The following is a 26,187-nucleotide window of genomic DNA, read 5'->3' as shown; positions in this document are numbered from 1 at the left end:
TATTATAATAGCACTGTAAATTCTTCAGCCTCTCTGCCGACACCTGGCCTACGATGGCATCCCGTTCCAGCCTGAGCATGGCAATAGCTGCCCAGCAGGCACCAGTCGGCAGTGTGGCCCATGCACTGCATGAACAGAATCAGCTCACTATGATGCTGTAGGCTTCCTTATCTAATATGGTGCCGATCCAGTTTGGTTTTGGCGGATTTGCGCAAAAGTCTTACCCGACGTATGGACCGATGATGCTGGGCTTAGGGAACTTATCAAGAGGCAATCAAACAAATGAAACGGTGCAGCAGATCAGTAAAAGCAGCGATCCAGACCTGGAGGAAATCTATGCTGCACTGGCCAAGCAGACAGAAGGCATGGATGTTGGCAGTCCCTCCTCACCTAATACCTATTCAGCGAAGGAAGAGGATACGTATGAAGGGATGCGGAAGGTGCTGGGCGGAAACGGGAACTCTGGTGCATCGAGTGAAGTAGATCCAGTTACCAAGTTCGTATTTGATTTCTTTACCGAAGACATCAGGACCATGCTGGACCCAGAAGCGACTGCAGTTGAAAAAGCAATGGCTTTCGGGTTTACCTTCTTTAAGCCTGCGAAGCTATTGGATAAGGCTGCGGATGTTGCAGGTGCTGCGAGGGATGCAGGTAAGGCTGTTGATGATGTGAAGGATACAGGGAAGGCCGTTGATAAAACTAAGGGTATAGAAAAAGGCAAAAATATTAAGGACTATAAAAAGACATTCTTTAATGAATATCCTGATCTTAAAGGTAGTGTTGTGGTTCATCATGCAATAGAGCAACAAATTTCAAAAAGACATCCTAATTTATTTACACTTGAAGAAATACACGCTTTAGAAAACCTGAGAGGGATACCAAAAGAAATAAACAGTGATATACATTTATCAAAAATAAGAAGGGATTGGAATAGATTTTATAGAAATAATCCAAATCCTACAAAAGAAGAAGTAATAAGTTATATGATAGAGTTAGATAAGAAATATGGTGAAAATTTTAATCCGCCAGTAAAAAGGTAAGTTTGTGGTAGGAGGAGTAACTAATGATATTATATTTTTTAGAACCAGAAGTATCAGGTGGTCATGGTGAATATACCATTTATGGGACAGAAGAGGAAATGACAATAAAGGGTATATCAGGAAAGTTAAAATATTTACATTATGAATTTGAAGGATGGCTAGGAGATGACCTTTTAGAGTCAACACCAACCTTCATCGTGTCAAGTAAACTTGGAACAGAATTAGAGAATAGTGATTTTATAGATTACAAACTTGAAGAGTGTTTGATTACAACGTCAGATGAATTTATAGATATGTATCCAAATAAGGAAATACCTGCATTTAGCAGATTTATTCCGCTTGGTAAAATTGAAGTGGAAGAAGAGAACTTCAAAAACTGGTCAGGACATCATTTCTGTTTATCACCGAAAGGTGAGTTAGTTGTAACTCAAGAAGCATTGGATTTTTTAAACAGGTTTTCAATAGATAATTGTTTTATTACACCTCTAACACAGGAATAAATTATATAAACCTTAGGGATATAGACATTCTCTAAGGTTTTATTTTTGTAGGAGAGTGACCAATAGTACATTTTTTATACGGAGAATATGAGTAACCCATAGAAGCCAAAAGGTAGAAGAAGGGCTCAAAGCGAGCGCTGATACCACGACAGCGCTCACAGACGAAGCGAATGCCATTATGGACGAGGTAGCCGATATTGTCGGCCTGCCGAAGCTCGATGATACGCTTGTCCATGAAAGTATCGCAGATGCCAAAACAAAGCGGGACGATACGGTAGAAGCGCTACATACATTTGATAGCACGCAGACGGCACAGCTCCTCCCCATCGAAACAAGTATCCAGTCGATGAAGGAATGGGTGAAAAACATCGAAGGACTGTTCCAGGCGGGTTTGACGGATGTCAATTTCCCAGCAGATACCTGGTCTGCAATGGCTTCCCGCTCCAGCCTGGGCATGGCGATAGCTGCCCAGCAGGCACCAGTCGGCAGTGTGGCCTATGCGCTGCATGAACAGAATCAGCTTACTCTGATGCTGCAGGCTTCCTTATCCAATATGGCGCCGATTCGGTTTGGTTTTGGCGGATTTGCGCAAAAGTCCTACCCAGCGTATGGCCCTGTGATGCTGGGCTTAGGGAACCTATCACCAGGCAATCAAACAAGTGAAACGGTGCAGCAGGTAAGCAAAAGCAGCGATCCAGACCTGGAGGAAATCTATGCCGCACTGGCCAAGCAGGCAGAAGGCATGGATGTTAGCAGTCCCTCCTCACCTAATAACTATTCGGCGAAGGAAGAGATTACCTATGAAGGGATGCGGAAGGTCCTTGGGGGAAATGGCTCAGGCACACCGGATGGGCTGGCGCTATATGCCAAATCTATGGGGCCATCTGCCAAGTATGTATTCGATTTCTTTACGGAGGATATTCGGACCATACTGGACCCAGAAGCAACAGCAGTTGAAAAAGCAATGGCGATCGGGTTTACCTTCTTTAAGCCTGCGAAGCTATTGGATAAGGCAGGAGACGTTGCAGGGGCTGCGAAGGATGCAGGGAAGGCTGTAGAGGCTGTTGATGATGTTAAGAGCACAGGGAAGGCTGTTGATAAGGGTATAGATAATGCTATTCCTAACTTTAATAAAGCTACAATAGACCCTAGGAAATTAACTGATTATGCTTTAAATCCTAATCATCCAGTTGGAGGGAATAAAGCAAAAGTATTTGAGAGTGCTTTAGGTTATAATCAATCTAATGCTAGTCAACTAATGGAACAAATTCAGAAAAATCTAGCTAACACATCTGCTACATTAGGAAAAGCAGACCAATACGGTCAAAGATATACTGTTGATATGTTAATAAAAGGTCCAAACGGTAAAACTGCTACAGTTAGAACAGGGTGGATTATTAAAAGTGGCTCAAATACACCTGAAATGACTACACTATTTGTAAAGTAGGTGAAGACAAGACAATGAGTTTTGATGTATACGAAACTGTTAAAGTTTTAGAAGATGACCCTCACGAGGGGATAAAAAAAGGGGATATAGGCACCATAATAATGGTTTATGATACACCTAATAATGCCTATGAAGTTGAGTTTGTCGATGAAGAAGGTAGAGTGAAGTACCAAGGGGTTTATCTCTCAAATCAGATAGCTAAACTAATATAATTTTATGATGAAATCTTGATTGGTTTAATACCTTTCAAGGTTTCTCTTTTTGTTGTGGGGCTTCCCAGTGACGAATAATTCATTTTTTAGACAGAGAATATGTAGTAGCCCCTGTAAGCTCCATATTATGTTTTTACGAATTAAGCCGTACGTGCAGCGCCTTTGAAATGTGTGTCTGATTTACCCTTTATTTCGTTAAACGAATAGCAGATGCTGTTGATGATGTAAAGAGCACAGGGAAGGCCGTTGATAAGAGTACGGGTGAAATTGGTTGGAGTTTCCCAAAAGGCGGAGGAGAAATAAATGGAAGAAATTATTCTCAACATGCTTTGGAAAGAATGGCACCTGATACTCCTGAAGTAAAAGCTACATTGACAAGTAGAGCAATTAAAAAAGCTGAAAAATTAGGATATAAACCACAAATAAAAGAATTTAGTGACTTTATCAAAAAATATGTTGATCCAAGAAATATTCCACCTTCAGTTATTGAAGACGCTATAATGAATACGAAAAAGACTCCTGGTAATAGAAGTGGAACGTACGTTCATGAAACAAAGGATGTCAAAGTAATTATAAATGAAGCAGGCGATGTTATCACAGTTATACCGAAATAATTAATAAAAGGATGAATATGAATGTTTATAAAGTATGATGAATATGAGCTATTAGAACTTTTTCAAAGTGAGCCAGTGAGTATAACAGGCAATATAGATGATGGAGAATTAATTTATACTTACAAAGATGACCAAAATTTCAAGGTGATTTTAACCTTAGATGTATATCAACAAACGTGTAGTCTAAGTATTACATTTAATGATTCTAAAGTATTTACAGGTGATTTAAATAATGTAACAAGTATAAAAAAAGATGACAAAGTTATGGTAATAAATGTGGGGGAAGAAGAGAAATTAAAAGTTAAATTTTATAAACAAGTTGGAGTGGAGTTACTTTAAAATAGCCTTAATGTATTAGAAAGAGTATAAAAACCAATTATGATATTCTCACCGATAATCAGTAGGTGAAGTAGTTGGTACTTATATAATGTGATTGTTATCATACCTTAACTGGCTTTATGCCCTTCAAGGTTTTTTCTTGACTCAAAGAAGTTTGTGGTTAAAAAGTAATCTAATATTTGATCTGAAATCTCATGAAAGTTGGACCATTAACACGGGTAAAGAATTGATGGATCAAGTAAAGAATATCCTTCACCCGAACAAGGTAAAAAAAGTTCCCAAGAAAGTGTACGACGATTATATCAAGTCTCCACTGCAGAAGGGTTATACGTACTATAAAAATTACACGAAAAAATTAGGGGATGTTAAAACACCTCTTAGATATGAAGCGGCTACACCGCTAGGCAGCATAAAAGTCCCGAAGACAGTAAGTGAGGTCACACAGGACTTAAAGAAAGCCACTGTTCAGATGGCCAAGAAGCTGGATGAGAAGATTGGTGGTAAGGGTACGGGTAATGTTCAAACTGGAGGTCGTAATAACCTCTCAGTAGATGAATATTTCCGTCAAGAAGCTGAAGCATCGAAAATGTATGATAGTATAAGAGCATCAACTTCAGATGTTCAGGCGATTTCAAAGAACACAGGAATTTCAGAAATTCGAATTCAACGCATCAAAGACCATGTATTTAATAATGAACATATCAAGTCAAGTGGAAATGGAAGGTTTGACCCTGATTATGAAATTGCTCAAGCATGGACTAGATTACAGCAAGGCACTTACAACTCGAAAGACATTGATTTATTGAATCATGAATTGTTTGAGTCAAGGTTTGAAGGTATATTTAAGACAAACTATGAAACTGCTCACGACGCTGCTATTAGGTCAGGTCGTCCGTTAGAGGTGATTATAAATGGGAGCTTTTGTTTTACTCTTGAAAGACTACGAGGATGAATCAGTTGTGATTTATAGATTCGGTCCAAAAGAAGAGATAATGGGAAAGATTGAATTAAACAAAGAAACTAGAATGTTCTCCGAATTAGAACCGATTAACAACCCAAATCATTCAAGTCAATTTTACTTCGATAGAGCGGCTCAAAGAATGGCAAGATTTCTAGTTAAGGAAGGCGGTGTATTTCCTGAGAAAATGACATTTGAATCCTAAGGAGTTTAAACCTTGATTGGCTTTATGCCTTTCAAGGTTTTTTACTTTATTTTTTTTAAAGACAGCTGATAATTGATTGAGATAATAAAAAAATGAATTGTTTGAGAATCGAGAGCTCATGATGGTAGTACCATCATGGAGTATCGTGTTAACAGTTGGATGAACTGAACAATAACGAGAATTAGGCGAGATGACATTTTACATAGCAGGGGTAGTTATGACAAGGATTGGCTAACAAACTAACGAGAATGACAAAGCTCGTGGCGATAAACAATGGGTAACGTGAAAGAGAGTTGTTTTATTGCCTTGGCATTTATATTTTGGGTTGTATATTTACTAGAGACGGTCGTATAATACTCGCTATTCGTTTAAAAAGCGTTACATAAATTTTAATTTTCGTAACGGGAGGTTAAGAAGTTGAACGTTGTTGGGTATATACGCGTCTCGACACAAGGGCAAGCAAAAGATGGATATAGCTTGAAATATCAAGAAGATGAAATTAAAGCATACTGTAAAGAACATGGCTTGAACTTGATACAGATTTTTAGAGATGAAGGAATTAGTGGTGCAAAACTGAATGAAGAAGCATTAGAAATTGACAGGGTGGGCTTACAGGAAATGTTGGCTCACCTTTCGTCTGTCCAAATTGATTATGTGGTGGTGCTGAAAACAAGCCGATTATGGCGGTCAGATATTGTGAAGGTATTGATACAGCGAGAGTTGAAAAAATACGGCTGTGACATTAAAAGCATTGAACAACCCTTTTACAGTATCCATAAGAAAGACCCAAATGATTTTTTGGTCAATGGATTAATGGAATTATTAGACCAATATCAACGACTTGAAATAGCGCTGAAGCTAACGAAAGGAAGAAATAAAAAGGCAAAGGAAGGTGGATATGCAGGAGGAAGGGCAACATTTGGTTATACGAAACAAAAGGGTGAAAAGGAACTAAAGATACATAACGGGCATGCAGAAGTTGTTAAACGGTTGTTTGAGCTTAAACAGCTACATAGGAAATGGTCACTGTCTAGGTTGGCAGAAGCCTTAAATGATGAAGGTTATCAAACAACACAAAGTAAAGCATTTACGAAAGTACAAGTGAAAAGAATTTTAGACAGAGAGAGTTTTTATCAAGGGATATATAAATATGGAAAAATACAAGCAAATGGGCAACACCCTGCAATAATTTGAAGGGCTACTTAAAAAAGGTGCTCATTTACTTATATATCTTCATATAACGATGAAAATGGATAGGCTTTCGTACCAATGCGCCCAGTTGGTGAACGCTCGAACTAAGGTTGCCGGCATTTTCATTTAATTGAATAGGAGATGGGAAAATGCACGAAAAACAGAAACACTTGTATGTCGGAGTAGACTTGCATAAACAACACCATGTGGCAGTGATTATTAATTGTTGGCAGGAGAAGCTGGATGAAATAAAGTTTGAAAATAAACCGTCTGCGTTCTCAACTTTTTTATTGGACATTGATAAACTTATAGATGATGGATTGACGCCTGTATTTGGCTTAGAAGATGTTGGAGGCTATGGACGATCGTTAGCACAGTTTTTAACCGACCATGGACAGGTTGTAAAAGAAGTAAACCCAGCACTTTCATACGCTGAACGAAAAAGCCATATGACCACACAAAAGAGTGATAGCTGGGATGCAGAATGTGTGGCACGCATATTGGTAAATAAACTTGACCAATTACCAGATGCTAAACCACATGATTTATATTGGTCGATACAACAATTGGTCACTAGAAGAAATGCATTAGTAAAGGCACAAGGTGCTTTGAAGAATCAACTGCATATTCAATTGAGCCACCATTATCCAAGCTATAAGAAGTTTTTCTCCGAAGTAGATGGAAAAACAGCTTTGGCATTTTGGGAACGGTACCCATCACCGTCTTGTTTAGAAGGTGTGAGTATAAAACAATTGACCACCTTCTTATTAGAAGTGAGCCATAATACTTGTTCGGTGAAAAAAGCGAATGAAATATTGAAGCTAGTAATAGAAGATGGGAACACAACAAAAGAATATCAGGAAACGCGAAACTTTTTGGTAGAAAGCATTGTGCGCCACATTTTGTTTGGAAAGCAGGAAATAGGCAAGGTGGAAAGAGAATTAAAAGAGTTAATGAGCTTACTAGACTTTCAACTAGACTCCATGCCAGGTATTGACCTTGTGACAGCTTCCGCATTAATTGCCGAGATAGGTGATGTAAGGCGCTTTCCTAATGCCAATAAATTAGCACGATTTGCGGGGATTGCGCCTGTTTATTTTGGTTCTGGTGGGAAAGGCAAGGAACAAAAAAGCAAACAGGGAAATCGGGCGCTGCATGCTTTATTTTACAACCTAGCAGTCCAGCAAGTGCAAGTAGCAAAGGGGAGTAAGCTGCCTAGGAATCCAGTTTTCCATACTTATTACCAACGAAAGCTTAAAGAAGGTAAGACAAAGGGACAAGCGTTGGTTTGTATTATGAGAAGGCTGGTGAACATTATCTATGGAATGATGAAGCATAAAACAACCTATGAAATGCCGATAATAAAAGAGAAGGAAGTAGTTTAATAGGGGTTTCGATAGGTTGTTTTTTATTTATAGCTTTTAAGATTACAACATAGGGTACAGGTAAATCTACAAAGAATACTACAACATTATGGGATATTAAAACAACTGCAGATAAAACATTAAAATACAAATTTAATGGTGGCATAGTTACTGCGTACCGAGATCCAAAGACAGGCTTATGGTGGGCCAAAGATACAACTGGGCATGCAAATTCTACTTTTAAAGTATTTAAGGAAGCAAAGGGCGGAAAAGAACTTCATTGGGTAGCTGATAGTGATAAATATGGGAATTACATTTTAGATAAACATAAAAGCTCAACTGGAACAGTAATAAAAATAAAATAACGGAAGGGGATTATAAATGTCTTTATCAAGAACTGAGGCTGAAAAACTATTTAAACTAGGATTTAAAAGGCCTGAGTACGCTGATGAGGTGTATCCGCAAGATATTTATGAGTACGAAAATGCTACTTGGATAGCTGGGGGAAGAATTGTCCCTTCAACTACTTTACTATGTGAGGAAGAAGTATACAAACGAGGAATATGGATTCCTTCAATGACAGATTTAATAACTTGGTTAGAAGAGATGGAGTGTAAATTCACCTTATTTTATGATAGATCAAGCTATAAGGTTGAGATTTTTACTAATGATGAACAGATGTTCAAAGGAAAAGGGATTACCGTTGAGATGAGTTTATTTAAAGCCATTAGTCAAATACTTCAAGCATTTGGAGGAGCTCCGGTTCAAAAAACTTATAAAGTAATTGAAGTAGATTTTATAGAGAAAGAAGAGCTTTAAGAGTTACGGGATACAAATTAGAGAAAGGTTAGGCAGAATTATTTCGGTAAGTAACTTGTTGGGCATGGATCAGGTATTCTACCAGATCCATGTTTTTTTAGTTTCCCTTTTAATTACTATATGCCCTCAAATTTATGTATTAGCAAACTCAATTGATAATATAAAAAAGGGAGTTAGATATAATCATTATCATCAGTATATATCCACCAAGTATATTTTGTATGATGCCTGATTATTGTAAGGTGTGCAGCTACTTTGGTTGCTTGAGTTGATGTAGAGGAATTCCTTGAGACGAAGGTAGAGGAAGGACTCACAGCGAGCGCCGATATCACGACAACGCTGATAGACGAAGCCGATGCCATTATGGACGAGGTGGCCGATATTGTCGGCCTGCCGAAGCTCGATGATACGCTTGTCCATGAAAGTATTGCGGATGCCAAAACGAAGCGGGACGATACGGTAGAAGCGCTACATACATTTGATAGCACGCAGACGGCACAGCTGCTCCCCATTGAAACAAGTATTCAGTCGATGAAAGAATGGGTGAAAAACATCGAAGGGCTGTTCCAGGCGGGGTTGACAGATGTCGATTTCCCCGCTGATACCTGGTTTGCGATGGCTTCACGGTCCAGCCTGGGCATGGCGATAGCTGCTCAGCAGGTAAGCAAAAGCAGCGATCCAGATCTGGAGGAAATCTATGCTGCACTGGCCAAGCAGGCAGAAGGCATAGATGTTAGCAGCCCGTCCTCACCTGGTACCTATTCGGCGAAGGAAGAGATTACCTATGAAGGGATGCGGAAGGTGCTTGGGGGAAATGGCTCAGGTACACCGGACGGGCTGGCGCTATATGCCAAATCTGTGGGGCCATCTGCCAAGTATGTATTCGATTTCTTTACGGAGGATATTCGGACCATACTGGACCCAGAAGCAACAGCAGTTGAAAAAGCAATGGCTATCGGGTTTACCTTCTTTAAGCCTGCGAAGCTATTGGATAAGGCAGGGGACGTTGCAGGGGCTGCGAGGGATGCAGGGAAGGCTGTTGATAAGGGTACGGATAAAGGTACTATACCAAAAGGGTTTGAAAAACAAGCTAAGTCAGCAAATGATATTAGTAAAAAAGCCGCTGAAGGGAAAATTAAATACGCAAGAAATTATCATGGAAGGCTTGGAAAAGAAAAGGAACTAGAGATATTATCCAATCCGGATTCGGTTTATATTGCAGGTAATAATTCACAGAACCTAATTTATATGAAGGGAGGAAATGTAGTAATAGTTGAGAGTAGAGGCAGTTCAAAGGGGAACACAATTACAAGTTATGGGCTAGATGGAGCAAGAGGAGAAAGTGGTGCTGCCATCTTTGGTGGTAAACCGACAGACCCAGGAATGCCCGTTACACATGACGCAATTGTAAATGGAACTATTCCAACTCCAAGTGGGGGGACCATGCCGCCTGCTACGCAAATATTACCATGAAAATATGAAAATAAATTTTAATAATAAACAAATTATCAGTAATTCTGATGTAAGGTGGTACTTATCGAGCCAAATTATATGGATTGGTAAAGAGAAAGATTACAGGGAGATTGAAGAATTAAAAAATAAAAGTTATGGAAGTTTTGATTGGCTATGGTCTGATTCAAATACTATTTTATTTAATAAGGAAGATTTGAATTTTACAGGAGCCGTAATAAAGTTAAACGAACCAATAATAGTGAAAAGTGGAAAATTAGATGAAAGCTTATGGGAAAAGAGAGAGGGAAACATCAAAATAAGTGAAGAAAGAAACTTTAACTGTAACTTATCAGATTTCTCTGAGTACTATAGTGAAGAGGATATTTTACTATCCCATTCTGAAAAATGGGATAGAGCAGGCGTCTCTATTGAAATAAAGATAACCTCAGACCTTTCCGTTATTTTACAGAATAATGAGATGAGAGGAATTTTAATTTATCAAGCCAGCAACCATTTACTACCTGATGCATTTTACCAAGTAGATGTAAGTGAAAATATTGAATCGAATTTATGTGAAATTCTAGGTAGATTTTTTGAATTAATTGAGAAAATGGAGAACGAAGAGGATTTAACTCAACATGAAGAATTAGAATTAAAAAAAGCATTTTTAGAAATTTACGAAGAAGTGTTACCCTATAATGAAGTAAGTTATGTTGCGTTAAAAGACACTGTATTAAATGTAGTTGACTATTTGTGAAATTTTAAAAATAACCAATATACTATATAATAATGGACGGGCTACCCATCTTTATATTTGAATATTAATAGCTCATGAAGCGAGACCATCAAGGGATACAATTTTGATAATAAAGCAGGAAGGCTTAGAACAGTCAACATGCCTTTGGGTTAGTCAAACCTACCTTAGGGTTTCATAAGCACCGAACAGACTAAAAAATATATAAACTAGAAGCACTTGATTATTTATTGCGAGTAACAAGTGCTTTTTTATATTTTCATATATATAGGTTGAAAAGATAAGGATTATTTAGTTAATCATTTTTATGATACATTAAGGCAGACTGGTGTAAATATTGATGATTTGATTGTCGGGGAACCATTAAAGCATCCTCAATTGCCTGGATTGTATGAGATAAATTACAGGCTCCCATCAATGAAATATGGTCCAGATGGAAATTTAGTACCTTCAGGTCAATTTAGAAATATTAAAGACCCAAAACTGTGTATGATCCACAAATTTATTCTGATGAGCAGATAATTCAAAGTGGTAAAGAAGCAATGCAAGAAGCTATTGATTCAAATAGAATTGTGGGTAGACAAGTTGTAGGGTATGCTCCAAATGGGATAAGATTCACTGGGTTAATAGATGATGGTAAAATAACTAATTTCTTTCCATCTTTTGATTGATAAATTAATGCATAGGATGTGATGGTATAATGTTACAAATAGATACAAATGAAGAGATAAAAGAGTTTATGGAAACCTTTTTTAGGAATATGGCAGTGGAGAAGTATATTAGAGTTTTAAATGAATTTAAAAATAGAACGGGATTTGGTATGGAGAATATCCATATATTATTTTATAGTGATTTTGAAGAGTGGGATGAGTTTCGCTGCAAAGAAAATGAAGTTGCCTTAATTATGGAATATCCCGTAGTAGCAGAAGATACAATAGGATATTTAGATTTTTTGCGGCTTTATGATTTTTTGGTTGCTAAAAGCAGAAATTATATATTAAACCAATCTGAACAGCTATATGAAATTAATGAGCTTTTGAAAGAAGTTAAAAATTCATTCGGGTTGGAGTAATTATAATATATATACTAAATAAGAATGGGCTCTTCTGTACAATCTATTCAATAAAAGTACTGTAAAACTATGAAAATATAATCTCGGGCATCATGTTTATGATAATAGTTTTATGTGGTGAAAAATTACTCTGATTTTGAATCGAACCTTGATTGGCTAAATGCTTTTCAAGGTTTTTTGTGTTAATTTACGTTTAAGCAACTGGAATTTGAGCGAGACATCAAAAAAATGATTTATTTAAAAATCAAGAGACCCAGATGGTAATACTCTTTAAGAGGCTTTACTTTAATATGGAGCTAGAAGAAAATTATGAGTAATTGAAGAGAGAACATCTTGGGGAGATATAAGTAGGGATAGCAAAAAGTTAACGAGAAAATTCTAGGTAATAATATAGTAGGACATATCAAAAGATTCTATTATAATGGCGCTGTAAATTCTCCTGAACACTGCCGACTCCTGGGATGCAATAGCTGTCCAGGAGTCGGCAGTGTGGCCTATGCGCTGCATGAACAGAATCAGCTTACTCTGATGCTGCAGGCTTCCTTATCTAATATGGCGCCAATCCGATTTGGCTTTGGCGGATTTGCGCAAAAGTCCTACCCAACGTATGGCCCGGTGATGCTCGGCTTAGGGAACTTATCTCGAGGGAATCAAACAAGTGAAACGGTGCAGCAGGTAAGCAAAAGCAGCGATCCAGATCTGGAGGAAATCTATGCCGCACTGGCCAAGCAGGCAGAAGGCATGGATGTTAGCAGCCCGTCCTCACCTGGTACCTATTCGGCGAAGGAAGAGATTACCTATGAAGGCATGCGGAAGGTGCTTGGGGGAAATGGCTCAGGCACACCGGATGGGCTGGCGCCATATGCTATGGCCACGTATGATTTCTTTGCAGAGGACATGAAAACTATCCTTGACCCGAATGCATCGAATAGTGAATATTTTCAGGCGTTGAGTTCTTTCCTCTTTAAACCTGTGAAGCTATTGGATAAGGCAGGGGACGTTGCAGGCGCTGCGAGGGATGCAGGTAAGGCTGTTGATAAGGGGAATACGGGTAAAGATTTATTAGGTAATAATTGGAGATTCGATCCAACGAAAGATTTGGATTTACGTGGCTCTGGTAAGTCTTATAAGGATGGAATCGATGAAGCATTTAAGCGAACAGGTTTTTCAAGAGATCAATTTATAGTAACAAAGTGGGGGAAAGATGCTAACGGTAAAAGTATACCGGTAGAGTGGTCAGGATCAGGAGGAGCCAATGTAAACATGGATATACCAAAATGGAATAATGTTAAACCTAACGGAGCTCTGGGGGAAGGACCACATCAACCACACATCGGTTATCAAACACCTGGAAAAGGTGCTAATAGAACTAGGGGACATATTTTTGTAGATGATGTTCCAGCTACAAGGAGATGAGTATATGAATGACAAACCAAATATACAGGAATTACTTCAAACTAGCAGTAATTTAGGTATAGATATAGTTATATTGGATGAGAATGATTCTAAACAATTTATTAAAAGAATAATCGATATCTATAAACCTTTTAAAATTACTGGACACTTATCGATTGGCGAAGAAACTCTGAATATCCCATTGGAGGAAAATGAATATTCGTACTCAAAATACTTAAAAAGTGAACCTGCTTATATTTTCTTTGATCAAGAAAGTCGTGATAAGAATACAGTTGTTGTAGTGGAGGATGCTAAGTTGATAGGAAAACTAATGGAAAACTCGTATGGTATGGAGTACTTTGTATCAAATGAAAAATCAGATTTTCTTATTGCAGTAAATTGGTATGTAATAGAGGTTGCAGGTTCTGCAAAAGATCCACTAACGAACTTAAAATAAAAATTAGGCGGCAAGAGGGCTGAACTTCCATTGTGAGATTTGGATAAAGGAATGGTCAGAGGTTTTTAAGTAACTCTATCGACCTTAATTGGTTATTTTGCACTGACTTAAATAATTGAGACAATAGAAAACCTTATAAAACTTGCGAATGTTAATAAACTTAGAAAATCTATAAACTTAAAGCACTTGATTGTCTATAAGAGACGACAAGTGCTTTTTCAAACTTTTATATCTTCATGCACGTAGTGTGAAAAGATAAAGGTTTCTTTGAGAAAACGCTGAAGCTGACGAAGGAGAAATCCTAAAAAGTATATAATCGGGAGAGAAGTCTTTTAGCTGGGTATTTCTAATAGTAAGGACGGAATTGAAGAAGTCTTCGGCGTAAATCCAATCAATGTCGCCAAAATTAGTGGCTATTCCCGGGGGCAGCTTGTCAGAGTAGGAGCTAAGGTAGGCAAAGGCGCCATTAACATGAGGAAAAAATGGTAGGACAAGTAAAGAACGTCCTTCATCCATGACTAGGGATCCGGTCAGACATATTGCTCAAAATCTAATGAAAAATGGAGATGTTAATATGTCTAGTTTGGAATCAAAGATTCCTTTGTATATTCCACATTCATTTAAACCAACTGATATTATTACTGAGGGAGCAAAATATGAATTTTCTCTTGCCGATGGACAAAAGGCGATTATTCGATGGCATTCACCAGACCCTATAGCGGCAGGCAAATATCTAGGATCAGCATCAAGTTCGAGATGGACCGCCCAGATAAAAATCGGAAATAAACAGTTAAAATCAGACGGAACATGGACAAAAAATCAATCTTTAAATGAAGTTCATATTTCAATAGAAGGGAAATAAAATATGGATATCAATGAAATTGAGAATCTACCTGATAGAATTCCAACTGGAACATTAATATCATTGTTTCAGAATGCATTAGATCAATTTAAAAACAATAAAATTGAAAAAGATAGTTTTTTATTAATCCTTAGTCAACTAATAGAAAGGCAAGTTATGACATATGAGTTATTAAGAAGTGATATAAGAAATGATATAGATATAACTCTCTCTCAATTATGGAATACAGATTCCTATGACGAAGTAGGTGAGAATATCTCTAATCCTTATTATAGTTTAGAAAAATTTAAATAATTTGTTGCTAGAATGAAATCCCCATCAGCCAAGTTTCCAACGGTTAAAACAGATCTTGGATTACTATCTTCACTTAATCAAAGATACCAAGGCTTAAAATTAAAGAATAGATTAGGAGTGGTTGGTATTTTTACAATTTCTTTTAAAGCATGTGATAATTTTGGTGAAATAAAGAAAATGTCTGCAGAAGAGTTTGATTTTACTAAACAAGATATAGAAGGAATAATAGAGCTAAATTTTAATGGTAATAAATATGGAATGTTTTTTGATGATTGTCCCTTTGGTAACGAAAGGTTAATAAGGTGATTCATTGATTTATTGATGTTAGCTCAAAAAATTAAAGAGTATAATTATGTGGCATATCGAATTCCGGATAGTGCAAATTGGTGGTTCGAATTTATAGGACAAGAAAATCAAGTATGTGTTAGCTTAGTAGAAGACATCGAAAGAGATTTAATTCTAGATTTATTTATCTATGAACCTCATAAAGAATTTAGATATTCGAGTTGGAAAGAAAGTTTAACTGATATAGATATCTTTGTAAAAGAGACACTCATAAATGCACAAAAGTTATTAAGCTTTGTATCAGTATTAAATCCACAATTATTAAAAAGTGAAAATATAAAAATGGTACAAAATTTAATCTATGAGCTAGAATATAGTTTGTAGTAAAAATAATCTTCCTTTTAGATAATTGATGTTGATTAATGCGTATAGATTAGAGTTAGCAGTAGACGCAAACTCATTGTCTATATCTTCAAAGAAAGCTAGACACATAATAATTTATCCAGATATTTTATTTTCAATCCTATCAGCAGAACTTACAATATAATCAATAAACCACAATGTGAGCTAGGCGCTTGTATTGTGGTTTGTGTTTTTTATAAATGTTCTATACAATCCTATTGTCTGGATATAAGGGTACGGGTAAAGATTTTAAAAACTACTCAGCTAAAGAAATAGAGAGGAAGTTTGACTTGAAGAAAGGGGAGTTCCACCAAGTGAAACAGGATATAGTTAAAGACCTTACCAATAAAAACTCTCCGTATAAAGACTCTATGAAAAAAGTGGGTAATAATCCTGATATTCATCTAAGTTCAGATGGTACAATCAGAGTAATGTCTAGAAATGGAAAGACTTCGTTTGATACTAATTGGAATATAAACGATTTTCTACCGTAAGAAAGGTGATAGCTATGTCATTTGAAATAAATATATTAGTGGTTAATCAAAATAAACCATTACCGATTCCATTTCTCTCTTTTATAGAAGTAATAAATGAAGTGGACGATAAAATGGTTTTGAGGTTGGATTGTACATGGAATTTTATGAGTCAAACAAAAGGAATTTGGTACTCATTAGTTAAAGAGGATAATGGGATTAAAAATGCATTTTTACTTTGTACCTCTGATTTTGAAATAGAGTCAGAAAAATTACCTATTCCTTTTTGGATTGACGATGAGGATGTTATTTATAACTTAACTCCATTAGTTATTCATAAAGAATATTCGGAAGAGTTTGTAGCAATATTAGAATTTTTAATTAAACAATCTCCAAGTAATACCTTAATGTTTTTAGCTAGATATCAGGGTGGTGATTATGAGATTATTCAAGGCACTATATCACTTAGTAATTTTATTCAAGATTTAAAAAATAAAAAAATATTGTTTAATGTATGCTATATAATCACTAATAATTAATTGTTATAACCTTGATTGGCTAAATGCCTTTCAAGGTTTTTTCTTTAATTTATATTAAATCAACTGATATTTGAGTGAGACAATAAGAAGATGATTTGTTTGAGAATCGAGAGCGCATGAAGACTGGACCATCAAGGAGTACTATGTAAACAGTTGTCTAGGAAGAAAAGTGTGAGAATTAGGCGAGATGACATTTTACATGCAGGAGGTAGTTTTCGAAGGAAGGGATTACCTATGAAGGTATGCGGAAGGTGCTGGGCGGTAATGGCCAGAGTACACCGGACAGGCTTGCGCCATATGCCATGGCCGCGTATGATTTCTTTACAGAGGATATTAAACCTATACTGGATTCGGAGAATACCGCAGTTGAAAAATCAATGGTTATCTGGTTCACCTTCTTTAAGCATACGAAGCTATTGGATAAGGCAGGGGACGTTGCAGGTGCTGCGAGGGATGCAGGTAAGGCGGTAGATAAGGGTACCGTAAAAGATGTTACTTTTAAAAAGGGTTATGATACACATTTAACCGAAGTGGAGGGTTTTAAAGCAAAACCGAATATTGGAATAAAGGGTGGTCACAATCTTGAGAACTTTGAACAATTGATTTTAGATAACTTTGGTAATCAAGTTAAGGATATTAATCAAGCTGTTACTAAAACGCCTCATCCTGATATTTCAGGAATTTATGAGGTAAAATATAAGCTTCCTGTTTATGATGGATTGAGTAAAGAAAATGGTGGAAAAGGTAACTTTACTGGACAGTGGAAAGAGTATAAGAATCCTAAGACAGTATATGACCCAAAGGTTTTTTCTGATGAACAGATATTAAAGTTGGGTAGGGAAGCAATGGAAGAAGGTATTAGTAATAATAGGATAATTCAAGGTGGAGATAGGTCACCAAGTAATATGGTAGAAGGGTATGTCAATGTAAATGGGAAAAGATTAGAATTTATGGGATTTAGATACAAAAATACAGGTGAGATTTCGAATTTCTTCCCAGTTCTAGATTAAATGTTAAAGGAGTGTTTGTTATGAGTGAGGAAGTTTTTATTATTGAAGAATTTTCAGAAAAAGTTGAGTTGATGCGTCTATATTACAAAATAATAGGTGATAGGAAGTTTATGGAAGCAATTGAAAATTTCAAAAACAAACAAGGTTTTGGGATTGATCCAGTATGTTGTATTTTTTCAAATGAATATAAGCCAGGAGAAGAGGGATATTTTGGTGAAACTGGTGTTAACTTTAGTATACAACCTCCTATGGCTGAAGTTGAGGAAAATGCTATTGTAGATGAAAATGTATTTTTTCAATATTTAACAGAGGCTGGGGAAGACTATTTAACAAGACGCCCTCAAGATCGAACAAGAGTTGAAGTTTCCTTAAAAGAAATAAAAGAAATATTAAATTTATCATAATTTAAGATGGAGAAGAAATAGATATTTTAAGACACATTTACCAGATTTTAGATTAATCAAAAGTACTAGTATATATGTGAGAAGAAGTATTATTTGGGTTAAATGTTAAATTTGGAGTAGGAATAAAATTACTTTTTGAATATTTAACTATCACCTTGATAGGCTAACTACCTTTCAAGGTTTTTTGTTATGGTTAAAACAATACGACTTTAGGAAGACAACCCATATTTACTGTGAGAATTTGTGGTTTACAGTATAGGTGTTAAATAAAGCTCCCACAATTACCATTAAGATACGAGGGAGATGGAGAGATAATTGGCAGAAGTGTATCAAGGGACTCAGATGTAGTAGAAGATGTTACCAAAGCAAAGATTATACTGAAAAAGGATAAGGAAGGTAGTTTTATTCTTACGGGATACCTAGAAAAATAAGAAAGTGGGGAATTTAAATGGATGAAAGTTTTGATTTCTTAGAGGAGTTAGAAGATTTTTTAAGTGGAACATTCCACCAAGATATCGGTTCTCCTGAACAAGCATTAGATGAGTTTATAAAAGAAGCTAGTAAAAAATGTTTGATGGTTACAATAAAGCATTGTGAAGAATTTTTAAATAGTGAATTAACAAAACAAGAAAAGGAAAACAATATACAAAATAATGCAGAAATTTATTTTCCAGCAATTGAATTAACCCCGCTCCAGTGGTTAATTCAATTAGTAGAGCAAATAAAAGAAGGTGTGAAAACAAAATAGAATTGTTTAAATAGAAAACCTTGGTTGGCTAAATGCCTTTCAAGGTTTCTTTTTCGCGGGGCTACCCAATGCCGAACAAACCACTTTTTATTCAGGTATTAGAGGTACCCTTTGTAATCCCTATATGATGTTAAATCAAATTATATAGAGAGCCAAATCATTTTAAAATGAATATCCTAATTACTTCTGATCGCCATCAGTAAATATCCAAAATATCATCAGATACCGCTATTTCCAGCTTCGAATAGTCTACCTTCGCTTTCTTCCTACTTTTCTAATTCTAATAGACTTGCACGTTATGCAAGAAACGTCCCCGTATTATTCGGTTCGGGCGGTAAAGAAACTTATCAGAAAAGTCAACAAGGGAATAGAAACCTTCATCATATTTTTTACAACCTAGCTGTCCAACAAGTCCAAGTAGGTAAGTGAAGGAAAACACCGCGTAATCCTGCATTTTACGAGTACTATCAGAAAAAGCTATGAGAGGGGAAAACGAATAAACAAGCCCTTATATGTATCATGAGAAGGCTGGTTAATATCATCTATGGCATGATGAAGAATTAGACAGCATATATCATGCATGAACAGGTAAAGACGAAAACTAGTTAATGGATAAAGGTGGCGGTGATACTAAACTGTTACCTTATCTAATGTATAACTTTAGATAGAACTAAGGGTACGGGTAATATCGGGAATCAGACCAGAGATCAGGCCAGACATACTGCTCAAAATCAACTAAAAAATGGAGAAATTAGTATGTCTAATTTGGAATCAATGATTCCTTCGAATATTCCAAATTCATTTAAACCAACCGATACTATTACTGATGGAGCAAAATATGAATTTACTCTTGCCGATGGACAAAAGGCTATTATTCGATGGCATTCTCCAGACCCTATAGCGGCAAGCAAATATCCAGGATCAGCATCAGGTTCAAGATGGACTGCACAGATAAAAATCGGAAATAAACAGCTAAAATCAGACGGAACATGGACAAAAAATCAATCTTTAAATGAGGTTCATATTCCAATAGAAGGGAAATAAAATATGGATATAAATGAAATTGAGAATCTACCTGATAGAATACCAACTGGAACACTAATATCAATGTTTCAAAATGCATTAGATCAATTTAGAAATAATAAAATAGAAAAAGATGGTTTTTTATTAATCCTTAGTCAATTAACAGACAGGCAAGTTATGACATACGAGTTATTAAGAAGTGATATACGAAATGATATTGATAGAACTCTCTCTAGATTATGGAATACAGATTCCTATGATGAAGTAGATATTATTCTTTCTATTGTAGTAAATCTCGGTCTAGAAATTTGCTTTAATAAAATAAAAGAATCACTGGAACATTATAAGGATATAGATAAATCAATCCTAGATGAAATACAGGAAACAATAGAGGAAGTAGGCGAGAATATTTCTAATCCGTATTATAGTTTGGAAAAATTTAAATAGTCTGTCACTAGTGTGGAATACCGTAAAATCCAAACTTACAATGTTTAAAGTCTTGATATCTTTGATCTAGGGAAGATAGTAATTAAAGATCCATTTTAAAGTATACAAATTGCTGAGGAGTACATGGATTAAATTTGAGGTACAAATAATGATATTTTGTATCAAGAGAGATTAATCCTGATTTCCAAGCAAACACCTTGATTGGCTGAATGCCTTTCAAGGTTTTTACTTTAATTTATATTAAATCAGCTGATATTTGTGTGAGACAATAAGAAAATGATTTGTTTGAGAATCGAAAACTCATGAAGGCTGGGCCATCAAGGAGTTCTATGTAAACAGGTTCTAGGAAGAAAAGTGTGAGAATTAGGCGAGATGACATTTTACATGCAGGAGATAGTTTTTGTATGGAATAGTGACTAAATAAACGATAATGACAAAGCTCGTGGCGATGAACAAGGATATAAATAGTTTTTTTAAGCCTGCGAAGCTATTGGATAAGCGGATGTTGCAGGTGCTGCGAGGGATGCAGGTAAGGCTGTTGATGCTGTTGATCAGATTTTTAAACAAGGCAAAAAAGTAGTTGATAAATTTAATATTGATGATGCATATGTCAAACCAAAGCATTTATCAACAACTAAAGGTAATGGAGCAAAGTTTTTAGGAGATTCTAAAGGTGCTGCCGAGCAAATATTGAAGGATTCAATGAAAAACGGAACAGTCCAGTCAATAACAGATAATGGATTAACTAAAATGGGAAAACAGAGTTATTCAGTAATAATTGACGCTGGAAAAACTATAGGAACAAAGGGAGAAAACTTAATTAAAGTTGTATTATCAGAAGTTGGAGGCATGTTATCTGCTTATCCCATAAAATAGAAAGGTGAGATTATTATGAATGTTTTAGAAGGATTTTTGCAGGCAGAAATTAATACACAGGAATTATATGAAGATATCATGTCTTTTATAACTTCCTATCATATCAGATGTGGAGAATTTGAAGGAAATGAATATATAATAAAAAAAATGGATCAAACAAATTTTATTTTATTTCCGGAATATATGGATGCAGATGGTGAAAGAGAAATACACGGAGCAATATCAGTTTATAGAAACAATTTAATCAAAGAGATTAATGACCGTGCTCAAGTTAAAGGAATACAAGTAATTGATGAAAATTAGTAGTTACTAAGAAATGATTACAGTTTGAGAACGCAGTCTCATTGAAAAGAGTAACCCTCTTTAGTAACTTTCATGAGTGTACCTCATAGGATGAATTTCCGAATAATTCCAATAGATGAGGAAGCTAGAAAATGGCTGGAAAATAGTAGCTTAAGCAATGAATAGAATTTAAGTAATGTACTTAAAAAAAGACAATCACATATGATTAATTTTCAAAGGCTCTTCCAACTTGAATTATGAGTTAGGAGTGAGCCTTTTTGGCATACAAAGAAATTAAGGATGAGAAATAAACAAGGCAAGATAAGTATACTTAGAGTAGCGGCTAAGCTCTTTGCGGTAAAGGTAGCATCTGTTTTCCTTTAATTTTACATGTAAAATAGAATAAATTCGATTACTAGTAACAAGATCAGTGGTTAGAATCAGGAGTTTGCATGAACGGCTATCTTAGGTAGATCGCTTATCAGATGGGGCAAGGATATCTTTAAAATTAATGATAGGATCTCCATATAATCAAGAACGTTCTCGATTCAGATAAGCCAAAAGATGTGGCCAAGAGAGTTTATGACGATTATATGAAATGCATATCCAGTATCGAAACAATTGGGAGGGGTATTATGTTAATAGAAAAACAGCCAGTCATCCAAGATTTTTTTTCTTTTTTAAAGAGTGATTTAATCAAAGTACTAGAGAGTCTATCCAAGAGAGAGCCGTGGCAGGATCATATGATGGGTTATGAACTTCCAGAGCATTCAGAGGAGATGGGATTTAAAGAAGGGATAATGATATTTATTAATACTGCATCATATAACGAAATCATTATGAATAGTCCAGATTTTTATGATTGTTTGAAAGAAACTTGTATGGAATTTATTCAGGAAAATCCGCATCGGAAACACCAAGTGCATTTACTTATGGACAGGATAAAGACTGTTTTAAAACTGTGACAATTTTATGCTGAGTGGAGTAGACCTGTCAATCAACCAAAAATAGATAGGTCTACTTGAAACAGACCCTGAAAAGCAACTAATTTTATGGGTTTCAGTATTTATCAAAGAAGTTGAGAAGCTGTGCTTTAGAATAAGCACAGGCTAGGCGGCAGGATTTGCACTGGATTTACAAAAAAAGATGTATAAGGGGATGGTTACGTTCCTGCTATTGATGATCAAGGTACTACAATACGGACTGAATAAAGAAGGGGAGTAAATTGTGATGACAATTGGAGAATCATTTGAACTACTTTTAGAGACCTTAAAACATTCGAATTCTAATGTTTTAACATTGTCAGATGAGTTAATTGAGTATTATCTTCTTGAAGAGTTTGCAATAGAGGCACCAGCTTACTTAAGTAAATTTACTCTTGATAGACTAAGTAATGAAGGAATTATAGATGAGGAAATTTTAGGGAAATGTCGGGAATTACAAAGTGTATACTTTTTGGTAGATCAAATAAAAGTATGGGACAGTCCTTCTATAAAAAAAAGTTCAGAGTGGAACGAGATTTTCTCTCTCTCTGATCAAATTTGTGAGTTGATTCATAAAAAATGGACAGATGAAGAAATAGAGTATTTAAAAACATTATAAAAGTGTTAAACGATATATTGAAGTGTACCTTCTGTATGAGATTTGGGAACCAGTAGGAAAAGTCTACAATAGTATGGAGGAAATTTATTCAACGGACAGACTGGACAGACCATGGGAGAGAAGACCATATGAACCCACATTTCCACAAAGCTGTTTTTAAGAGCGAAGCATGAAACATTAAAGAATAATTTGTAAAGGAATGAAGTTGTGATTTTAGAAGAGCCTGCTTTTAAGCTAACGATACGTGGTATGGATTTTTTTAATGAAGAGCTTTCTTGTTTAGGATGGCAATTTGCTGAAGTTTTAAAATCCATAAAAAATCATACTGAAAATTATGATTGGTATATTTTTGATGTGCTAGGGACTAGTAATTCCGGCCTTCTTGATTTGTTTCCCCTGAATACATCGGGACTTTGTGTTGTACTTTCGACAAATGAATTAATAGATAAAGTAAAGAAGGTAATACAATTTGAGTCAGGAGTATTCATCGCTGTTCAAAAAGGGAAGGAGGTTAATTGGGATTTCGGCTGTTTACCCGGAACTGAAGAAAGTGAGGGTTTACAACACCCCTTTGCAGAAATAGAAATTCGTGCTTTCGATTATTCATTTTTTGAGTTTTATGGTAGGAATGTGGAGATTAAACAATCAGTATTAAATCATTTTCAGGAAAACGAAATGCGGTAATATAATTTAAAATTATAAAATTATGTAATTTTTTGGTTCTTAATAGGAGTTAAGGTAACAAAGAATTTATGGGTCAATGTGCTAGATATCTCTCCTTAATCCTTTTGTAAGATGTACAGCTACTTTTGTCGCTTGAGCCAATGTAGAAGAAGGTGTAGGGCAAGAACTATTGGATTCAGCATATTCATCTACTAAAAATAAGCAACTTTATAATATTTATGAAGGAAAGCCTATTAAGTTTCAACCATAAGGTCAAACAGGTCGGCATCCATATGAAGTTAAAAATCCGAACAAGGAAGTACCTGCTGATGAATTAAGACAGATGCTTAAAGGCGGTAAAATAACTAAAGTAGAATACAATAAATTCCTTAAAAATAAATGGGGTGATTAATTATGAAGATATTCGGTAATAAAAATACTTTTGCTATTCAATATGAGTTTATAAATAATCCTTTTAATGAGAATAGTTTGAGTAGGGAAACATGGGGAAGATTTGCACTGTTTATTAGTGGAAAGGATGTATGTCATTTTAGTAGAAATAATGTTGCTGGAGATTTTCAATGGAATTTGATTTATATCGTTGAATGGTTCAGTGAAAATCTAAAATATATTTTAAATGATAAGCAGTTCCCCCTTCCTGTTGAGGGGCAAAACTCTCTTGAACTTATAAATAACTGTTTGTTATTCGATTCGGATGATGACGATGAATTTGATGAATGGTTCGATAAAAAGCAAGATTGGGAGTTTAAACATTCTTGGTTTTCAAGTAGAGCAGGTTCCTTTTTACCTGATGTATTTTTTAGAAGAGTTAATGATGAAATAGAAATTTCGTGGAATAACGAATTGACATATTCTTTAGAAGGAATTTCTTTTACTCATCCACATGGCATTGAATATATTCCGCTAGACTTATTTGAATCTACTATTAAGAATTTTATTGATGACTTTTTAAATAATCTTTTACTAAAATCGAATAATAAAAGTGAAGCGGAAATGAAATGTAAGGTAATAAATGATTTAATCAAATAGTTACTTTAGAACCTGGATTGGCTAAATGCTTTTCAAGGTTTTTTACTTTAGTTTAGATTAAATCAGCTGATATTTGAGCGGGACAAAAGAGGAAAGAGAGGCTTTCGTTGAAATAGTGCTGAAGTTCTCCAAAAAGGAATATTAATAAGGTATAGAATCTGGAACGAAGTCTTTTAACTTAGTCTCGACAGTTGTGGACTTTGTACTTGGTGTTTCCAATATTAAGGCCGGATTTGAAGGAGTCTTTGGTGTAAATCTGATCACAGGGGATAAGATTGGTGGATGGAATGGAGGAGGTGCATAGCAGCCATCTACATGAAGTCATACATAATATAAAAGAATCCGCTCTCCATCTTGCAAGGCTGAATTTTTGATACCAAAGGGCAAGCCTGGGATGTCAAGTCTTTTAACTCAAATTATCCTCCTAAAAAGGGTGGTTATAAACTTAAAAGCGCAATGAAGTCAATTGATAAATCTTTAGAAGAAGGAGAAAATGTTATACTTGATGTTTCTAATATGAGTAAGGAAAATAAAACAGGACTTTTGCAAGAAATTTCTAATCGAGGTTTAAAGGGTAAGGTAGTAGTGTGGCCTTAGGAGGTGCTAATATATGGATTTATTTACCAAACTAAAAAAATATACAGAGTTTTCAATGGGATTATCTAAAGAAGTGTGTGAACTAATTTACGAAGATACTTCATTTGATGACATAGTATTCACGGGATATGATTTAAATAATAGCAACTTCTTAGAGGTTAAGTTTAATAGTTGTGATTTTTCAAAAGTATATTTAAGTGGAGCAACGCTTTGTGGTAGTATTTTTGATAAATGTAAGTTCTCAGAAAATACTTTTAGGAAAGGTAATGCTGACTATTCAATTTTTAATTCAACAGAAATAAATAGATTTGATTTATTTAGAACTACTTTTTATGAATCTCAATTTCACAATGTGAACGTTTTCGATTCCAAATATGAATTAACCTATTTGGATGATTCGCATTTTTTAGAAGTGGTTTTTAAAAATACACAGTTTAAATCAGCATCATTTAATGATTCAACTTTTAAAAATGTAAAATTTATTAATTGTTACTTTGAGAAAACGACATTTCAAAATATTACAGGTTTTAGTGAGACCCAATTTGTAAATTCAACAATTGTAATTAATGGAGAGTCTAAAAGTGGCTTATCAAACTATGAGATGAAGACTTTACTACAATAAAATATTCTTCCGAAAAAACAATTATTCTAATCCTAGATTATTCATTAACATATAACAAAACCCGACAGAAAAACTGATCTATCAGCTTTTTTGTCGGATTTTTTCAGTTGAAAGATGAAAAAACAGTAGTGTGATAAATTATTTAGGAGTCTGTTTTCTAAAAATCTTTGATTAGTTGATCATATATTA

At 35.3% G+C, this 26,187-nt stretch carries 37 protein-coding genes and 4 pseudogenes; all 41 read left to right on the top strand.

What is annotated here, in order from left to right; all coding sequences use genetic code 11:
- The first annotated feature begins 239 nt into the window (after positions 1–239).
- A complete protein-coding gene (locus BOD01S_RS12160) occupies positions 240–1,040 on the top strand; it encodes a hypothetical protein (RefSeq protein ID WP_143815083.1) in 801 nt (266 codons plus the stop codon).
- 23 nt (positions 1,041–1,063) lie between these two features.
- Positions 1,064–1,540, top strand: a complete 477-nt coding sequence (locus BOD01S_RS12155) for a hypothetical protein (protein ID WP_036150139.1) — start codon at positions 1,064–1,066, stop codon at positions 1,538–1,540.
- Positions 1,541–1,658: 118 nt separating this feature from the next.
- Positions 1,659–1,919: pseudogene (locus BOD01S_RS23995) on the top strand (T7SS effector LXG polymorphic toxin); the annotation flags it as partial.
- A 51-nt stretch (positions 1,920–1,970) separates the two neighbouring features.
- Complete coding sequence (locus BOD01S_RS23710; protein WP_407656000.1) at positions 1,971–2,987, top strand: DUF6883 domain-containing protein; 1,017 nt, start codon at positions 1,971–1,973, stop codon at positions 2,985–2,987.
- A 14-nt stretch (positions 2,988–3,001) separates the two neighbouring features.
- Complete coding sequence (locus BOD01S_RS12145; RefSeq protein WP_036150296.1) at positions 3,002–3,199, top strand: DUF4926 domain-containing protein; 198 nt, start codon at positions 3,002–3,004, stop codon at positions 3,197–3,199.
- A 329-nt stretch (positions 3,200–3,528) separates the two neighbouring features.
- Positions 3,529–3,813, top strand: coding sequence for a hypothetical protein (locus BOD01S_RS12140; RefSeq protein WP_244887311.1), 285 nt, complete (start codon positions 3,529–3,531; stop codon positions 3,811–3,813).
- A gap of 21 nt (positions 3,814–3,834) precedes the next feature.
- Complete coding sequence (locus BOD01S_RS12135) at positions 3,835–4,152, top strand: hypothetical protein (protein ID WP_036150292.1); 318 nt, start codon at positions 3,835–3,837, stop codon at positions 4,150–4,152.
- Between the two features lie 94 nt (positions 4,153–4,246).
- Positions 4,247–5,104 carry a hypothetical protein gene (locus BOD01S_RS12130; protein ID WP_088321783.1) on the top strand — a complete coding sequence of 286 codons (858 nt, stop codon included), beginning with the start codon at positions 4,247–4,249 and terminating at the stop codon, positions 5,102–5,104.
- Positions 5,064–5,315, top strand: a complete 252-nt coding sequence (locus BOD01S_RS12125) for a hypothetical protein (RefSeq protein WP_036150291.1) — start codon at positions 5,064–5,066, stop codon at positions 5,313–5,315. Before BOD01S_RS12130 ends, BOD01S_RS12125 begins: the two co-directional genes overlap by 41 nt.
- Positions 5,316–5,732: 417 nt before the next feature.
- Positions 5,733–6,509, top strand: coding sequence for a recombinase family protein (locus BOD01S_RS12120; protein ID WP_036150290.1), 777 nt, complete (start codon positions 5,733–5,735; stop codon positions 6,507–6,509).
- A gap of 146 nt (positions 6,510–6,655) precedes the next feature.
- The gene (locus BOD01S_RS12115; protein ID WP_036150288.1) at positions 6,656–7,891 is read left to right on the top strand and encodes an IS110 family RNA-guided transposase; all 1,236 of its coding nucleotides are present in this window, start codon (positions 6,656–6,658) and stop codon (positions 7,889–7,891) included.
- A 360-nt stretch (positions 7,892–8,251) separates the two neighbouring features.
- Positions 8,252–8,689, top strand: a complete 438-nt coding sequence (locus BOD01S_RS12110) for a hypothetical protein (protein ID WP_036150287.1) — start codon at positions 8,252–8,254, stop codon at positions 8,687–8,689.
- Between the two features lie 288 nt (positions 8,690–8,977).
- Positions 8,978–10,162: pseudogene (locus tag BOD01S_RS12105) on the top strand (T7SS effector LXG polymorphic toxin); the annotation flags it as partial.
- A gap of 4 nt (positions 10,163–10,166) precedes the next feature.
- Positions 10,167–10,898, top strand: a complete 732-nt coding sequence (locus tag BOD01S_RS12100) for a hypothetical protein (protein WP_036150283.1) — start codon at positions 10,167–10,169, stop codon at positions 10,896–10,898.
- A gap of 482 nt (positions 10,899–11,380) precedes the next feature.
- Positions 11,381–11,566 carry an EndoU domain-containing protein gene (locus tag BOD01S_RS22590; RefSeq protein WP_081977851.1) on the top strand — a complete coding sequence of 62 codons (186 nt, stop codon included), beginning with the start codon at positions 11,381–11,383 and terminating at the stop codon, positions 11,564–11,566.
- Between the two features lie 29 nt (positions 11,567–11,595).
- The gene (locus BOD01S_RS12095; protein WP_036150282.1) at positions 11,596–11,967 is read left to right on the top strand and encodes a hypothetical protein; all 372 of its coding nucleotides are present in this window, start codon (positions 11,596–11,598) and stop codon (positions 11,965–11,967) included.
- Positions 11,968–12,456: 489 nt separating this feature from the next.
- Positions 12,457–13,383: a polymorphic toxin type 47 domain-containing protein gene (locus BOD01S_RS22980; RefSeq protein ID WP_036150281.1), complete on the top strand. Its 927-nt coding sequence runs from the start codon at positions 12,457–12,459 to the stop codon at positions 13,381–13,383.
- 4 nt (positions 13,384–13,387) lie between these two features.
- Positions 13,388–13,819, top strand: coding sequence for a hypothetical protein (locus BOD01S_RS12085; RefSeq protein WP_233153208.1), 432 nt, complete (start codon positions 13,388–13,390; stop codon positions 13,817–13,819).
- Positions 13,820–14,372: 553 nt separating this feature from the next.
- Positions 14,373–14,681 (top strand): hypothetical protein, encoded by a 309-nt coding sequence (locus BOD01S_RS12080; protein ID WP_244887310.1) that lies wholly within the window; start codon positions 14,373–14,375, stop codon positions 14,679–14,681.
- 3 nt (positions 14,682–14,684) lie between these two features.
- Positions 14,685–14,975 (top strand): hypothetical protein, encoded by a 291-nt coding sequence (locus tag BOD01S_RS12075; RefSeq protein ID WP_081977850.1) that lies wholly within the window; start codon positions 14,685–14,687, stop codon positions 14,973–14,975.
- A 12-nt stretch (positions 14,976–14,987) separates the two neighbouring features.
- A complete protein-coding gene (locus tag BOD01S_RS12070) occupies positions 14,988–15,281 on the top strand; it encodes a hypothetical protein (RefSeq protein WP_036150277.1) in 294 nt (97 codons plus the stop codon).
- A gap of 15 nt (positions 15,282–15,296) precedes the next feature.
- The gene (locus BOD01S_RS12065) at positions 15,297–15,644 is read left to right on the top strand and encodes a hypothetical protein (protein ID WP_036150276.1); all 348 of its coding nucleotides are present in this window, start codon (positions 15,297–15,299) and stop codon (positions 15,642–15,644) included.
- 218 nt (positions 15,645–15,862) lie between these two features.
- A complete protein-coding gene (locus BOD01S_RS23315) occupies positions 15,863–16,156 on the top strand; it encodes a hypothetical protein (protein WP_036150274.1) in 294 nt (97 codons plus the stop codon).
- Positions 16,157–16,170: 14 nt separating this feature from the next.
- Positions 16,171–16,674, top strand: a complete 504-nt coding sequence (locus BOD01S_RS12055) for a hypothetical protein (protein WP_036150273.1) — start codon at positions 16,171–16,173, stop codon at positions 16,672–16,674.
- 242 nt (positions 16,675–16,916) lie between these two features.
- Entirely contained in the window at positions 16,917–17,684 is a 768-nt protein-coding gene (locus tag BOD01S_RS12050; RefSeq protein WP_063180335.1) for a CdiA family toxin C-terminal domain-containing protein, read from the top strand.
- Positions 17,685–17,704: 20 nt separating this feature from the next.
- Positions 17,705–18,088: a ribonuclease toxin immunity protein CdiI gene (gene cdiI / locus BOD01S_RS12045; RefSeq protein ID WP_036153555.1), complete on the top strand. Its 384-nt coding sequence runs from the start codon at positions 17,705–17,707 to the stop codon at positions 18,086–18,088.
- A gap of 275 nt (positions 18,089–18,363) precedes the next feature.
- Positions 18,364–18,519, top strand: a pseudogene (locus tag BOD01S_RS23895) (WXG100 family type VII secretion target); the annotation flags it as partial.
- 17 nt (positions 18,520–18,536) lie between these two features.
- On the top strand, positions 18,537–18,836 hold the full coding sequence (locus BOD01S_RS12040; RefSeq protein ID WP_036153557.1) for a contact-dependent growth inhibition system immunity protein: 300 nt from the start codon (positions 18,537–18,539) through the stop codon (positions 18,834–18,836).
- A gap of 270 nt (positions 18,837–19,106) precedes the next feature.
- Positions 19,107–19,400: pseudogene (locus BOD01S_RS22975) on the top strand (transposase); the annotation flags it as partial.
- Positions 19,401–19,592: 192 nt separating this feature from the next.
- Positions 19,593–19,880: a hypothetical protein gene (locus tag BOD01S_RS12035; protein WP_036153559.1), complete on the top strand. Its 288-nt coding sequence runs from the start codon at positions 19,593–19,595 to the stop codon at positions 19,878–19,880.
- Positions 19,881–19,883: 3 nt separating this feature from the next.
- Positions 19,884–20,306 carry a hypothetical protein gene (locus BOD01S_RS12030; RefSeq protein ID WP_036153562.1) on the top strand — a complete coding sequence of 141 codons (423 nt, stop codon included), beginning with the start codon at positions 19,884–19,886 and terminating at the stop codon, positions 20,304–20,306.
- Positions 20,307–20,736: 430 nt separating this feature from the next.
- Positions 20,737–20,886: a hypothetical protein gene (locus tag BOD01S_RS23310; protein ID WP_156117015.1), complete on the top strand. Its 150-nt coding sequence runs from the start codon at positions 20,737–20,739 to the stop codon at positions 20,884–20,886.
- 122 nt (positions 20,887–21,008) lie between these two features.
- Positions 21,009–21,182 carry a hypothetical protein gene (locus BOD01S_RS22970; RefSeq protein WP_156117016.1) on the top strand — a complete coding sequence of 58 codons (174 nt, stop codon included), beginning with the start codon at positions 21,009–21,011 and terminating at the stop codon, positions 21,180–21,182.
- 15 nt (positions 21,183–21,197) lie between these two features.
- Entirely contained in the window at positions 21,198–21,485 is a 288-nt protein-coding gene (locus BOD01S_RS12025; protein ID WP_036153565.1) for a hypothetical protein, read from the top strand.
- A 614-nt stretch (positions 21,486–22,099) separates the two neighbouring features.
- Entirely contained in the window at positions 22,100–22,429 is a 330-nt protein-coding gene (locus tag BOD01S_RS12020; RefSeq protein ID WP_036153567.1) for a hypothetical protein, read from the top strand.
- 265 nt (positions 22,430–22,694) lie between these two features.
- Positions 22,695–23,066: a hypothetical protein gene (locus BOD01S_RS12015; protein WP_036153569.1), complete on the top strand. Its 372-nt coding sequence runs from the start codon at positions 22,695–22,697 to the stop codon at positions 23,064–23,066.
- Positions 23,067–23,273: 207 nt separating this feature from the next.
- Positions 23,274–23,750 (top strand): hypothetical protein, encoded by a 477-nt coding sequence (locus tag BOD01S_RS12010; RefSeq protein ID WP_036153572.1) that lies wholly within the window; start codon positions 23,274–23,276, stop codon positions 23,748–23,750.
- A 393-nt stretch (positions 23,751–24,143) separates the two neighbouring features.
- Entirely contained in the window at positions 24,144–24,779 is a 636-nt protein-coding gene (locus BOD01S_RS12005; RefSeq protein ID WP_052124791.1) for a hypothetical protein, read from the top strand.
- Between the two features lie 151 nt (positions 24,780–24,930).
- Positions 24,931–25,083 carry a pre-toxin TG domain-containing protein gene (locus tag BOD01S_RS23990; protein ID WP_081977915.1) on the top strand — a complete coding sequence of 51 codons (153 nt, stop codon included), beginning with the start codon at positions 24,931–24,933 and terminating at the stop codon, positions 25,081–25,083.
- 152 nt (positions 25,084–25,235) lie between these two features.
- Entirely contained in the window at positions 25,236–25,376 is a 141-nt protein-coding gene (locus BOD01S_RS23305) for a hypothetical protein (RefSeq protein ID WP_156117017.1), read from the top strand.
- Between the two features lie 13 nt (positions 25,377–25,389).
- Positions 25,390–25,998: a pentapeptide repeat-containing protein gene (locus tag BOD01S_RS12000; RefSeq protein WP_036153574.1), complete on the top strand. Its 609-nt coding sequence runs from the start codon at positions 25,390–25,392 to the stop codon at positions 25,996–25,998.
- The last annotated feature ends 189 nt before the right edge of the window (positions 25,999–26,187 follow it).

It is taken from the genome of Lysinibacillus odysseyi 34hs-1 = NBRC 100172, from assembly GCF_001591965.1.
GTDB classification, from domain to species: Bacteria; Bacillota; Bacilli; order Bacillales_A; family Planococcaceae; genus Lysinibacillus_B; species Lysinibacillus_B odysseyi.
Note: the sequence above shows the minus strand (reverse complement) of the source record. Positions and strands in the feature narration are given on the sequence as shown.

Excerpts from the sequence above, each read along its gene's own strand:
- BOD01S_RS12145 (WP_036150296.1), top strand. The coding sequence starts at position 3,002 with ATGAGTTTTGATGTATACGAAACTGTTAAAGTTTTAGAAGATGACCCT.
- BOD01S_RS12110 (WP_036150287.1), top strand. The coding sequence starts at position 8,252 with ATGTCTTTATCAAGAACTGAGGCTGAAAAACTATTTAAACTAGGATTT.
- BOD01S_RS12070 (WP_036150277.1), top strand. The coding sequence starts at position 14,988 with ATGAAATCCCCATCAGCCAAGTTTCCAACGGTTAAAACAGATCTTGGA.
- BOD01S_RS12000 (WP_036153574.1), top strand. The coding sequence starts at position 25,390 with ATGGATTTATTTACCAAACTAAAAAAATATACAGAGTTTTCAATGGGA.
- BOD01S_RS12160 (WP_143815083.1), top strand. The coding sequence starts at position 240 with ATGATGCTGGGCTTAGGGAACTTATCAAGAGGCAATCAAACAAATGAA.
- BOD01S_RS12035 (WP_036153559.1), top strand. The coding sequence starts at position 19,593 with ATGTCTAATTTGGAATCAATGATTCCTTCGAATATTCCAAATTCATTT.
- cdiI (WP_036153555.1), top strand. The coding sequence starts at position 17,705 with ATGAGTGAGGAAGTTTTTATTATTGAAGAATTTTCAGAAAAAGTTGAG.
- BOD01S_RS12075 (WP_081977850.1), top strand. The coding sequence starts at position 14,685 with ATGGATATCAATGAAATTGAGAATCTACCTGATAGAATTCCAACTGGA.
- BOD01S_RS23305 (WP_156117017.1), top strand. The coding sequence starts at position 25,236 with ATGAAGTCAATTGATAAATCTTTAGAAGAAGGAGAAAATGTTATACTT.
- BOD01S_RS12050 (WP_063180335.1), top strand. The coding sequence starts at position 16,917 with ATGCGGAAGGTGCTGGGCGGTAATGGCCAGAGTACACCGGACAGGCTT.
- BOD01S_RS12135 (WP_036150292.1), top strand. The coding sequence starts at position 3,835 with ATGTTTATAAAGTATGATGAATATGAGCTATTAGAACTTTTTCAAAGT.
- BOD01S_RS12095 (WP_036150282.1), top strand. The coding sequence starts at position 11,596 with ATGTTACAAATAGATACAAATGAAGAGATAAAAGAGTTTATGGAAACC.
- BOD01S_RS12065 (WP_036150276.1), top strand. The coding sequence starts at position 15,297 with ATGTTAGCTCAAAAAATTAAAGAGTATAATTATGTGGCATATCGAATT.
- BOD01S_RS22970 (WP_156117016.1), top strand. The coding sequence starts at position 21,009 with ATGAAAAACGGAACAGTCCAGTCAATAACAGATAATGGATTAACTAAA.
- BOD01S_RS23310 (WP_156117015.1), top strand. The coding sequence starts at position 20,737 with ATGACAAAGCTCGTGGCGATGAACAAGGATATAAATAGTTTTTTTAAG.
- BOD01S_RS12125 (WP_036150291.1), top strand. The coding sequence starts at position 5,064 with ATGGGAGCTTTTGTTTTACTCTTGAAAGACTACGAGGATGAATCAGTT.
- BOD01S_RS23710 (WP_407656000.1), top strand. The coding sequence starts at position 1,971 with ATGGCTTCCCGCTCCAGCCTGGGCATGGCGATAGCTGCCCAGCAGGCA.
- BOD01S_RS12155 (WP_036150139.1), top strand. The coding sequence starts at position 1,064 with ATGATATTATATTTTTTAGAACCAGAAGTATCAGGTGGTCATGGTGAA.
- BOD01S_RS23315 (WP_036150274.1), top strand. The coding sequence starts at position 15,863 with ATGTTCTATACAATCCTATTGTCTGGATATAAGGGTACGGGTAAAGAT.
- BOD01S_RS12025 (WP_036153565.1), top strand. The coding sequence starts at position 21,198 with ATGAATGTTTTAGAAGGATTTTTGCAGGCAGAAATTAATACACAGGAA.
- BOD01S_RS12080 (WP_244887310.1), top strand. The coding sequence starts at position 14,373 with ATGAAAAATGGAGATGTTAATATGTCTAGTTTGGAATCAAAGATTCCT.
- BOD01S_RS12005 (WP_052124791.1), top strand. The coding sequence starts at position 24,144 with ATGAAGATATTCGGTAATAAAAATACTTTTGCTATTCAATATGAGTTT.
- BOD01S_RS12100 (WP_036150283.1), top strand. The coding sequence starts at position 10,167 with ATGAAAATAAATTTTAATAATAAACAAATTATCAGTAATTCTGATGTA.
- BOD01S_RS12115 (WP_036150288.1), top strand. The coding sequence starts at position 6,656 with ATGCACGAAAAACAGAAACACTTGTATGTCGGAGTAGACTTGCATAAA.
- BOD01S_RS12015 (WP_036153569.1), top strand. The coding sequence starts at position 22,695 with ATGACAATTGGAGAATCATTTGAACTACTTTTAGAGACCTTAAAACAT.
- BOD01S_RS12055 (WP_036150273.1), top strand. The coding sequence starts at position 16,171 with ATGTCATTTGAAATAAATATATTAGTGGTTAATCAAAATAAACCATTA.
- BOD01S_RS12040 (WP_036153557.1), top strand. The coding sequence starts at position 18,537 with ATGGATGAAAGTTTTGATTTCTTAGAGGAGTTAGAAGATTTTTTAAGT.
- BOD01S_RS12020 (WP_036153567.1), top strand. The coding sequence starts at position 22,100 with ATGTTAATAGAAAAACAGCCAGTCATCCAAGATTTTTTTTCTTTTTTA.
- BOD01S_RS12030 (WP_036153562.1), top strand. The coding sequence starts at position 19,884 with ATGGATATAAATGAAATTGAGAATCTACCTGATAGAATACCAACTGGA.
- BOD01S_RS12085 (WP_233153208.1), top strand. The coding sequence starts at position 13,388 with ATGAATGACAAACCAAATATACAGGAATTACTTCAAACTAGCAGTAAT.